This is a genomic window from Pseudarthrobacter sp. SORGH_AS 212 (assembly GCF_030818145.1).
Lineage (GTDB): Bacteria > Actinomycetota > Actinomycetes > Actinomycetales > Micrococcaceae > Arthrobacter.
The window spans coordinates 538364-549774 of sequence record NZ_JAUTAA010000001.1 but is presented as its reverse complement, the minus strand read 5'-3'; the positions used below and the strand labels follow the sequence as shown (position 1 = coordinate 549774).

The window sequence follows — 11411 nt, the reverse complement described above, 5'->3', positions numbered from 1 at the left end:
GAAGAACCACCCCATGACGATGACCAGCGAGCAGGCCGCGTGGTTTGCCGATACGTTCGAAAAGCTCGTTGCCAATGTGGGGCAGGCGGTGCTGGGCAAGGAACACGTCATCCGACTGACCTTCACCGCGATGCTGGCCGAGGGCCATGTGCTGTTCGAGGACGCTCCCGGAACGGGTAAGACCTCCCTGGCCCGTGCGCTGGCGGCCACCGTGCAGGGCTCCAACAACCGCATCCAGTTCACCCCGGACCTCCTGCCCTCGGACGTTACCGGCGTGACCATCTACGACCAGAAGACGCAGAAGTTCGAGTTCCACAAGGGCCCGATCTTCAACAACATCGTCCTCGCCGACGAAATCAACCGTGCGTCGCCGAAGACCCAGTCCGCGCTTCTCGAGGTCATGGAAGAATCCAGGGTCACCGTGGACGGCGTCACCTACTCGGCGGGCCGCCCGTTCATGGTGATGGCTACGCAGAACCCGATCGAACAGGCCGGCACCTACCGCCTCCCGGAAGCACAGCTTGACCGCTTCCTGATCAAGACGTCCATCGGCTACCCGGACCACGCCTCCACGGTCCGGCTGCTGGGCGGCTCCAACCTCAAGGACCGCTCCAAGGAACTGTCCGCCGTCATCACCACGCAGGCCGTGGCGGACATGGCCGACCTTGCCGCCACCGGACACGTGGACACCGCAGTGCTTGAGTACATCTCCCGGCTGTGCGAAGAGACCCGGAGCGCCCCGGAAACCCGGCTGGGCGTCTCGGTCCGAGGCGCCCTCGCCATGGTCCGCGCCGCAAAGGTCTGGGCAGCTTCGCAGGGCCGCAACTTCGTCCTGCCGGACGACATCAAGGAACTCGCCCCGGTGGTGTGGACCCACCGCTTCGTGATGGACCCCGAAGCCGAGTTCTCCGGTGCAACGCCCGAGGCCGTGCTCGCGCGGATCCTCGCCGACGTGGCCGCCCCGCAGCAGCGCACCAACGCCTGACCCCCAGGCCCGGCAAGTCCTCCACTTCCAGCAACAACGAAGGCACACATATGTCCACCGGCACCCCGCTGACCCGGCTCACGGAGCGTCTCAAGCAACCCTTCCACCGGGACGGCAGGCCCACGCGCCTGCACCCGTCGGCGGTCTGGGCCGAGGCGAGCTCCACCGCAGGCCTCGCCCTGGAACCGGCCTGGCGCACCGTCCGGAAGGCGTGGCTCACCTATGTATGGCCGGTACTCTCCGTGGTCAGCGTCCTGGGATGGTCGGTCCTTGCGGCCAGCATCCTGCTCTGGTGGGCAGGGTCGGCCTACGGCTGGCAGGAAGCGAAGGCCGCCGCCGTGGCGGCCTTCGTCATGTTCCTCATCGCCGTGTGCTTCATCCTGGGCCGCTCCACCTACGGCGTGGTCCTGGACCTTGCCCGGACCCGCGTGGCGGTGGGGGACAGCGCAGTGGGAAGCATCGCCGTCACCAACACGTCCAGCCGGCCGCTGCTGCCCGCATCGGTCGAACTGCCCGTGGGCGGCGTCACCGCCGTCTTCCACCTGCCCCGCATGAAGCCCCAGCAGGTCCATGAAGACCTCTTCACCATCCCCACCGCCCGCCGCGCCGTCATCGTGGTGGGTCCCGTCCGTTCCGTCCGGGCAGACCCGCTGCACCTGCTGCGCCGCCAGGTCATGTGGACCGAGCCCGAGGACCTCTTCGTCCACCCGCGCACGGTGCCCCTGGCTGGTTCCGCCGCAGGGTTCATCCGCGACCTCGAAGGCATGCCCACCACCGAACTGTCCAGTGCCGACGTCTCCTTCCACGCCCTCCGCGACTACGTCCCCGGCGATGACCGGCGGCACATCCACTGGAAGACCACGGCGCGGACCAACAAGCTGATGGTCCGACAATTCGAGGAAACCCGCCGGGCACACCTTGCCATCGCGCTGTCCATCAACACCGAGGAATACGCCTCCGAAGACGAATTCGAGATGGCCATCTCGGCGGCCGCCTCGATCGGCCGCCAGGCCATCCGCGAGCAGCGCGAGCTGGACGTCCTGACGCAAAAGGGGCCGCTGCGCTGCGAAACGGGCCGCAACATGCTCGATGACATGACCCGGATCGTCGGCGCCCCGATGCGCCGCACCGCCGTCGACCTCGCCCGCACTTTGGCGGACACCGTCCCCAACGCCTCCGTGGTGTTCTTCGTGGTGGGCAGCAACGTGACAGCCACCCAGTTGCGCTCCTCCGCGGCCTCCGTCCCGCCGGGCGTCCGCAGCCTTGCCGTACGGATCGAGGCCGGGGCCGCATCCAGCAGGGCCAACATCGCAGACCTCACCGTGCTGACTGTTGGCGACCTCGCCGACCTCGGCATCGTCCTCCGAAAGGCGGCAGCATGACCTCCGCACCTGGCCTCCGCCCCAGAAGCGGATCTGCCCGGAAACCATTCAGCAGCCAAGGCAGCCCGTTCGGCAACGGGCAGCCGGCCTGGCATTTCGCCCTCGACGCCGGTGCCCTCACCGTCCTCCTGGGGCTGGGACTGCTCGGTTTCGGGCTGAGCTTCGGCGGCGACCCCTACTACCTGCTGTCCGGCTTCGGCGGCATCATCCTGGGCCTGGGCATCGGCGTGCTCAACGCGCACCTGCGCCTCGGACTGCTCGTCACCACGGCCATTGCCCTGGGCACCTACCTTGTGTTCGGCACCCTGCTGGCAGTTCCGGATGCCGCCATCGCCGGGTTCGTGCCCACGCTGGATTCGCTGCGGACGCTCCTGCTGGGTGTGGTGTTCGCCTGGAAGGACATGCTGACGGTGGGCGTGCCGGTAGGCTCCGCCAACGGCGTGCTGATCGTCCCGTTCCTGAGCTCGATGATCATGGCCATCGTGGCAGCCGTGCTGACCTGGCGCGTGCGGAGCCCCTACCTGCCGCTGATCCCGGTCCTGCTCCTCTTCGTCACGGGCATCGCGTTCAGCACCAATGCCGCCTTCCTCACGGTTGAACGCGGCATTGGCCTGACGGTGCTGGGCATCGCCTGGGCAACCTTCCGCCGCGACGCCCTCCGCAGGTCCTCCACCCGGCGGGTCTCCGTCAATAATCCGCAGGCTGATACCGCCACGGCCCGGAAAGCATCGCTGCGCCGCCTGGGCATGGCCGCCGGCGTGATCGCCGTCAGCGTGGGCGTCACCGCCCTGTCCGCGCCGCTGGTGACTGCCGGAAACGAACGCAAGGTCCTCCGCAACGTGGTGGTTCCGCCTTTCGATCCCAAGGACTACGTCACCCCGCTGGCCAGCTTCCGCACCTACGTCAAGGACAAGAAAGACGACACGCTGTTCGTCGTCAAGGGGCTTCCCCGTGACGGCAGGGTACGGCTGGGAGCCCTGGACGCCTTCAACGGGACCAACTACAACATGGACCCCAACGGCTCGGGCAACTTCAGCAAGGTGGGCGACGCCGAGTCCATCAACACCTTGGCGGACACCTCAAGCGTGGTCCCCACGAACGACTACGCCATCGACATCAGCATCGAGGACTACCAGGGATACTTCGTCCCCGGTGGCCGGAAGACCACCGGCATCAGCTTCGACCAGGGCGGCTCCCCGGCGGCATCCGGCCTGTACTTCAACTCCGGCACAGACACCGCCGTCACCACCAACGGGCTGAAGCGGGGCGACTCCTACAGCGTGCAGGTGTCAGATCCCGTGAAACTGGAGCACGGGCAGTTGACGCAGTACGACTTTGCGCAGGTTTCGCTTCCCGACCCGCTGGAAGTTCCGCCGGTGGTCGGTTCGCAGGCCAACGACCTGTCCGCCGACGCTCCGACGGCCATTGACCGGGTCCGCCAGATCGAGGCGCACTTCCAAAAGACCGGCGCGTTCAGCAACGGCCTGGTCAGCGAAGGGCAGCTCCCCAGCGTCTCCGGCCACGGCTCGGCACGCATCCGCAACCTGCTGACGGCCAAGCAGATGCTGGGTGACGACGAACAGTACGCCGTGGCGATGTCCCTGATGCTGCGCCACCTGGGCATCCCGTCCAGGGTGGTCATGGGCTTCTACCCCGACCCCACGAGCCCCGAGAATGGTGCCGGCGAGGTCAGGATCACCGGCAAGAACGTCCACGCCTGGGTGGAAGTCGCGTTTGAACGCGTTGGCTGGGTCAGCTTCGATCCCACCCCGCCCAAGGACAATGTTCCCATCCCGCCGGACCCGGAGAACAAGTCCAAGCCCAAGCCGCAGGTGCTGCAGCCCCCGCCCCCGCCGCAGGAGCCGGCGGACCTTCCGCCGGACTCCTCACCGGATGCGCTGGACGCGGACCAGAAGAAGGACAACCCCTGGCTGTTCTGGGGTGCGCTGCTCAGCGCCCTCGGTGTGGCGCTGATCCCGCTGGCCATCCTCGCGTTGCCGCTGCTGCTGGTTGCGTTGTTGAAATCACGACGCCGGAAGTCGCGTTTCAGCGCGGGTGACCCTGCCCAGCGCGTGGGCGGGGGATGGAGTGAAGTGGTCAGCCTGGCCACCGACATGGGTGCCGCCGTCGACTCGCGGGCCACGCGCCGGGAGAGCGCCGCGGTCCTGGCCGAGGCGTTCCCGGGAAGCCAGTCCGCCACCACGACTTTGGCGCGGCGCGCCGACGCCTCGATCTTCGGCGCCGGGCAACCCAGCGAGGATGAGGTGCGTGAGTACTGGACCATCGTGGACGGGTCGCTGAAGGAAATGACAGCCACGGTGGGTTTCTGGCGCCGCCAGCAGGCCCGGTTCTCACCGCGGTCGCTCCTGTCCGACGCACGCACCGCCCTGAACACGAAGGACAAGCGCCAGCAGCGGCGGACGCCGGTTCAAACTTCCGGCACTGCCGTTCGGGAAAGCCGCGGGCCGCCGTCGTCCGCCTGCCGGTCCGCCCGCGGACGGACCCGGCACGCCATCAGCCGGCACCAGCGCACCTGCCCCTGAAGAACCCCCAACGCAAGGACCCAAACCGCAGTGACCCCCAACGCCGAGCGATGCCCGCGCTGCCAGCAAAACATCCGCACGGGCGCCGCTTTCTGCACCTCATGCGGGGCGCCGCTGCCCAACCGGTCGGCACGGAGCCTCCGCAACCAGGAGCAGGCTCCCGGACCCGGTGCCGGCCCCAACCCCGGCTCCCAGACCGGCGCCGGCACCGCGCCGTACCAGGGGACGGACGTCCGGGCGGCGCCACTTGCCGCGCACCGGCCGCCGATTCCCGGTACTATCCCGGTAGTACAAATGCCCCAGGCACTTTCTGCCGCGGGCATCGCGAACGCGGCAGCGGTACAGGGGAGCAGCACGGGTCCGGCAGGGGCGGCCGCTGCGCCAGGGGGAGGAACAGGAATGGCAGGAAACCTTCAGCTTGTCCCGGCAACTGCGGGCAAGCGGCTCGGGGCTGCCGTAGTGGACTGGCTGTTCCCGCTGGCGGTCCTGGTGGTGACGTTCGCCATTGGCTTCGCAGGGATCACCCGCACCCGCAGCGGCGGCTTCATCATTTACGACACCGCGTCCCTGGTGCTGTTCGGCGGCATTGGACTGGGCATCACCCTGGTTTACGCAGCCGTGCTGGCAGGCCTGGAAGCGCGGACGGGCAAAACGCCCGGCAACCTCCTGATGGGGATCCGCAGCACCGACAATGACGGCTACGCGCCTGGCGCCGGCGGGGTGTTCGTGCGCGGCCTGCTGACCGGTGCCGGCGTCCTGCTGACACTCATTGGAGCCGTCCTGGTGGTGGTCTTCAAGTGGTTCGACGCCGCCTTCTTCATCCTGGGGCCGCTGCTCCTGGTGGCGGCCGTCTGGGCCGTTTTGGTAGTGGTTTCCAATACCTGGGACAAAGGCGGGCGCCTGCGCGGCTGGCATGACAATGCCGCCAAGACGCTCGTTTTCGACGTCAAGGCGGGCCGTGATCCGATCACCACGGGCGGCATCCAGGGCCCGTACAGCTTCGCGCCGCTGGACCTGCCGCCCGTCCAGCAGGTGCTCTCGCCCGTCGCGGGTGCCCGCGCGCCCCAGGTCATCGCCCCCCAAGCACCGGCTGCAGCACCTGCCGTCGCCCCAGCGCCGGTCCAGCCCCATCCGGCACCGGCAATCCAGCCCGACGGCCGGACCATCCCCGCACAGACCGTGTCCTACACCTCGCCCGCGTCCTTTGCACCGCCGGGCAGTCCGGCGCCGGACGCCGCTCCTGCACCATCGGCAGCATGGCAGGCCGGGCAGCAGGGCACGGGACAGCAGTTCGCCGGACAGCAGCCTCCGGGGCAGCCGCACGTGGACGACGACGTCGAACGCACCCAGGTGCGTCCTGGCACCGCCGGCCCGGCGCCTGTCGCCGTGCTGCGGATCAGGCTCGACGACGGCCGCGACTTCCAGCTTGACCGCAGCGTCCTGGTGGGCCGCAACCCCGTGGGCTCCGCAGGCGAACAGCATGCCCAGCTCCTCGCCGTCGACGACCCCGGACGGTCCATCTCGAAGACCCACCTGCACGTCCTGACAGACGGTGCGGGCATCTGGGTGACCGACCGGAACTCCACCAACGGCAGCGCCGTGACCACGCCCGACGGACTCCGCACGCCCCTTGCGGCAGGTGTCCCGACTTTCGTTTCCCCCGGTTCCAGCGTCCACTTTGGCGACCGGACCTTTTACCTAGGACAGGCATGAACCAACAGCCCGCCAGTGTTCCCTCCACCACGCAGCCGGGCCCGGGCCTGAGCCTCAACTGCGGCTACGGAACGGACCGGGGACTCCGCCGCGAGCTGAATGAGGATTCCTTCATCGCGTCGGATCCGGTCTTCGCCGTTGCCGACGGCATGGGCGGCCACGAGGCCGGCGAGATTGCCAGCGGCATCTGCGTCAGGACCCTGGCAGCGATTCCGCAGCTGTCCACGGGGGACCGGAGCGTCACGGCCGCGGTCCTGCAGCAGTACCTCCTGCGCGCCGACAACTCCATCAGGGAAGCCACGGGTGCCCGGGCGGGAACCACGCTGACCGGTGCGGTGGTGGTGGAACAGATGGGCATGCCGTACTGGCTGGTCATGAACATCGGCGACTCCCGTACCTACCGCCTCAGCCAGGGCCGGTTCGAGCAGATCAGCGTGGACCACTCGGAAGTCCAGGAACTCGTGGACGCCGGCGAAATCACGCCCCAGCAGGCCACGGTGCATCCCCGCCGCCATGTGGTCACCAGGGCCCTGGGAACAGGGGACGAAACCGAAGCGGACTACTGGCTGCTTCCGGTGGAGGAAGGGGACCGGGTGATGGTCTGCTCCGACGGCCTCACCTCCGAACTGACGGACGAGCACATCCACCGCATCCTCAGCACCGCCGGCCACCCCCAGGACGCCGTCGACGCCCTGATCCAGGCCGCGCTGCGCAGCGGCGGGCGGGACAACATCACGGTGATCGTGGTGGACGCCCGCAACGTCCTTAACGACGCCGGCGCTGCCACCACGGCTCCGCGGCGGGACCCGTCCGCTGAAGACGAGGTCACGCTGCCCCGCGGACAAGCCGTGCAGGCCACAACCCAGTCTCTTCCCCAACAGGAGGACGACGCAGCACAGCAAGACCCTGCAGGGCAGGAACACGCCGCAGGCCAGGATCCCGACGACGGTACGGAGGTCCCGCGATGACCGGCACCAGCTACATCCCCGGCACCTGGCTGGGCATCGTCCGCTCCCACACGGCGGTCATCCTCGGACCCGATACGCCGCCGGCCCTCGCCGATTCCGTGTGGAACCTCATTGCCGGGAAAACCGAAGTCTATGAAGTCCTGCAGGCCATCACCGGCAGCGCCGGCGGAAACCTGTCCCGCATTCCGCCGTTCGCCATCCTGGACTTCTCAGGACCGCTGCGGGTATTCCTTCGGGGCGGACTGGAACTCTCGGTCGAAACACCCGAAGGACCCGCAGAGCTGAACGGCCGCGACGTCACCACCTGGAGCGAACGCAGTTTCGCCGTTCCGGGCGCCTGCACCCTGATGATCCCGGGCGCAGGCGAAACCGGCCAGCCAGAGCTCCGGCTGGGGGAGGGCATGGTGCTGCTGCAGGCCATCCGACTGGGCGCTGATGCCGGGCAGGGCGCGCTGGAAGCTCCAAGTGCTGCTGCTGTTCCGGACGGTGGGGGCGTCCCCGCTGCCGATGCTGCCGGTACTGCAGCAGTCCCGGCGCCTGAGACCGCCGCGGACACTGCCGCCGATTCTGCCGTTGCGGACACTCCGGCGGCAGCTGTTGCCGTCGATTCGTCCGGGACCGCTGAAGTCCTCCCGGAAGTTTCCGTCGAGACCGTGTACGCCGTCCTTGACGAGGACGGCGAATGCGCCGAACACGGTGGCGCGCAGCATGCAGGTACGGGCGAAGCCGGCGCCGGTGACAATGATCCTGCCGCAAATGGATCGGCCGAAGACGGCGAGGCGGACAACGCCTCCGGTGAAACCGGCGGCCCGGAACCCGAAGCCACCGGGCTGGACATGGACGGCGCGGACCGTGATGCCGAAGCGGCAGTTCCCGGGGCAGCTGACCTGCCTGCGGCCATCGACCTGACCAGTTCCTATGACCACCTGTGGGAGCGGACGGTCATGCGGAACATCGAAGACGCTGCGGTCCGCGAGGAACCGGCCGAAGAGGACCACGGGTCCGCACCCGCCATCGAAGCCGAGGCCCCGCAGGCTGCCATCGAAGCCGACGCGGACGCTGCTGACCAGCGGGCCCCGGAGCCTCCGCTGCCGCACAACGGAGCCGAGGCACCGGCAGGCCAGGAGGCAGCAGGTCCTCCTCCAGCCGCGGCACCCAAGCCAGCCTCCGGCCTGCTCATCGAGTCAGTGCCCTGGCGGACAGGGGGAGCGGGGAACGCGCAAGTACCTGCCCCGGAGCCATTCACCCCGGCACCGGTTTCGAACGGGACGCCGCCGGCAGAACCACCGGCTTTCGGAGCGCCCACGCCGGCACCGCAGGTGGGAACAGCACAACCGAACAGCTACCCGGCGGCACCTGGGGCAGGGCCGTCGGCCACCGACTTCGACGATGACCATGACGGCCAGACAGTCATGAAAAGCAGCCTCCCCACCGCGCAGCCGGCATCTGCCACTTCAGGCGGCCCGGACACGGACGGCTCAGCTCCGGCCAGCGGTCCGCTGGTGTTGGCCCGGGTGTGCCCGCAGGGCCATGCCAACCCGCCCATCCGCTCGGCCTGCACCGAGTGCGGGGCGTCCCTGCCCCAGGACGCCGTGCAGGTGGGCCGCCCCCGCCTGGGCCGGATGCGCCTGTCCACCGGAGAACTGCTGGACCTTGACCAGTCCCTGGTGATCGGCCGGCAGCCATCAGTCTCCCGGGTCCAGGGCGGCGGCATGCCGCGCCTGGTCCAGGTGCCCAGCCCCGGCGGCGACATCTCGAGGTCCCACGTGGAGGTCCGGCTGGAAGGCTGGCACGTCATGCTGTGCGACCTCAAGGCAACCAACGGCACAGTCCTGGTGCGGCAGGGGCAGCCCCCGCGGCGCCTGGCCCAGAACGAGATGGCCATCCTGCTGGACGGTGACATCGCCGAGTTGGGCGACAACATCTCGCTGCGTTTTGAGGAGATTCCTTGAGTTCCAAACGGCCCGTAGCGCCGCCGCCCCGCATCCCGGGGTTCACTTACATCAGCCTGCTCGGTTCCGGCGGGTTCTCGGACGTCTACCTCTACGAGCAGGACAGGCCGCGCCGCAAAGTGGCCGTCAAGGTGCTGCTCTCGGACCTGAAGACCGAGGGCGCCCGCCGCCGCTTCGAGTCCGAAGCCAACCTGATGGCCCAGCTGTCCTCCCACCCCTACATCGTCACCATCTTCGAAGCGGAGGTGACGGATGACGGGCACTCGTACCTTGCCATGGAGTACTGCTCCCGGCCCAGCCTGGACGTGCGCTACCGCCGCCAGCGGTTCAGCGTGGACGAGGTGCTGGCCGTCGGCATCCAGGTGGCCTCCGCCGTCGAAACGGCCCACCGGGCAGGCATTGCCCACCGCGACATCAAGCCCGCCAACATCCTGGTGACGGACTACAACCGCCCGGCGCTGACCGACTTCGGCATTTCCGGCACCCTCGCCGGTGACAGCGACGACGACTCCGGCATGTCCATCCCGTGGTCCCCGCCCGATCAGTTCCGCGACGGAAGCGTGGACGGCATCATGGTGGACGTTTGGGCTCTCGGTGCCACGCTCTACACACTCCTGGCCGGCCGCTCGCCGTTCGTGATGCCTGGTGCGGACAACTCCCAGCGCGAACTGATCAACCGCATCAGCAACACCGCGCTGCCGCGCCTGGGCCGTGCGGACGTGCCCGAATCGCTGGAGCTTGCCCTGGCCACCGCCATGGCCAAGTCGCCCCAGTCACGGTATTCCTCCGCGCACGCGTTCGCCCTGGCCCTGCAGCGCATCCAGGCGGAACTGAACCTCTCCGTCACCCCCTTCGAGGTCCTCGAAGAACCGCAGCAGGAAGAGAACCACCCGGACGAGGGCACCGAGGAGACCCGGGTCCGGAGCATCGCGTCGATCGACCCGGAGCGGACCGGCAGCGCCCCCACCTTCCCGGCGCGCACGTGGCCGCAGGCTCCAGGCTCCGGGGCAGGAGGCGCCTCGACCACCGGCACCGGAAACACAACGGCGGGGCCGGGCAGCCAAACCGGCGCGCCGCCGTCGCGCTTTACCGCCCCCGTAGCCGGAACCTGGCCGCCCGCCACGGCGGAAGGACGCAACGCGGCAACGCAGGCCCGCGTTCCCGGGAGTATCTTCGGCAAGGAGGCAACGGACGGCGACGGCCCGCACGAATGGTCCCAGTCCACCGTCCTGCGCGGCAGCGGCGGCTCCCTGCCCAACTACGGGGCGACGGTCCACGGCGCCGAGGACGCACACACCAGCTCCGCCGACGCCACCGTCCACCGGCCCGCGGCAAGTGACCGGCCGGCCGAAGGGCCTGGGGAAGCGCCGGAGCAGGACCACGGCAAGCGCAACCTGTGGCTCGCCGTCGCCGGCGGCACCATCCTGGCCCTTGCTGCGGTGGTGGGCATCGTGGCGGCCAACTCCGGCGGCGGGACGCCCAAGGCGGTGGAAACCCAGCAGGTATCCAAGCCGCCCGCGGACGCCCTGGATAACGGAACCGTCCCCGACGTCGAAGGGCTGGCCGGGGCCGCCGGCAGTGACGGCAACGTGGCGTTCACCTGGAAGAACCCGCAGCCCAAGGACGGCGACAGCTACAAATGGCGCGTCTACACCATCGGCGGCGGCGGCGAGTTCCAGTCAGTGGCGCAGCCGCCGGTCCAGGTCAAGGCAAACCCCTCGGGGCAGACCTGCGTCCAGGTAATGATCGTCCGCACCGACGGCGCGTTCTCCCCGCTGGAACAGGGTTCCATCGCCTGCACCGGCTCATGACGGCAGGCACGCGTGCCTGCCAGTCCGTTGTGCCGGCAAGCACGCCGGCCGCATTAA

7 protein-coding genes and 1 pseudogene are annotated in these 11411 nt (G+C 69.0%); all 8 read left to right on the top strand.

Going from position 1 to position 11411, the window contains the following annotated elements:
• Nucleotides 1–13 precede the first annotated feature (13 nt).
• The 8 genes and pseudogenes from QE394_RS02475 (at nt 14) to QE394_RS02440 (ending at nt 11354) form a co-directional block, all read left to right on the top strand.
• Complete coding sequence (locus tag QE394_RS02475) at nt 14–985, top strand: MoxR family ATPase (protein ID WP_015936545.1); 972 nt, start codon at nt 14–16, stop codon at nt 983–985.
• A gap of 50 nt (nt 986–1035) precedes the next feature.
• Nucleotides 1036–2367: a DUF58 domain-containing protein gene (locus tag QE394_RS02470; RefSeq protein ID WP_056083642.1), complete on the top strand. Its 1332-nt coding sequence runs from the start codon at nt 1036–1038 to the stop codon at nt 2365–2367.
• A complete protein-coding gene (locus tag QE394_RS02465; protein ID WP_349033641.1) occupies nt 2364–4910 on the top strand; it encodes a transglutaminase-like domain-containing protein in 2547 nt (848 codons plus the stop codon). Before QE394_RS02470 ends, QE394_RS02465 begins: the two co-directional genes overlap by 4 nt.
• 30 nt (nt 4911–4940) lie before the next feature.
• Nucleotides 4941–5021: pseudogene (locus QE394_RS02460) on the top strand (zinc-ribbon domain-containing protein); the annotation flags it as partial.
• Between the two features lie 288 nt (nt 5022–5309).
• The gene (locus QE394_RS02455) at nt 5310–6623 is read left to right on the top strand and encodes an RDD family protein (RefSeq protein WP_261620930.1); all 1314 of its coding nucleotides are present in this window, start codon (nt 5310–5312) and stop codon (nt 6621–6623) included.
• Entirely contained in the window at nt 6620–7591 is a 972-nt protein-coding gene (locus QE394_RS02450; RefSeq protein WP_349033640.1) for a protein phosphatase 2C domain-containing protein, read from the top strand. Before QE394_RS02455 ends, QE394_RS02450 begins: the two co-directional genes overlap by 4 nt.
• The gene (locus tag QE394_RS02445; RefSeq protein WP_349033639.1) at nt 7588–9543 is read left to right on the top strand and encodes an FHA domain-containing protein; all 1956 of its coding nucleotides are present in this window, start codon (nt 7588–7590) and stop codon (nt 9541–9543) included. The genes QE394_RS02450 and QE394_RS02445 overlap by 4 nt, the downstream gene beginning before the upstream one ends.
• On the top strand, nt 9540–11354 hold the full coding sequence (locus tag QE394_RS02440) for a protein kinase (protein ID WP_349033638.1): 1815 nt from the start codon (nt 9540–9542) through the stop codon (nt 11352–11354). The genes QE394_RS02445 and QE394_RS02440 overlap by 4 nt, the downstream gene beginning before the upstream one ends.
• Nucleotides 11355–11411 lie beyond the last annotated feature (57 nt).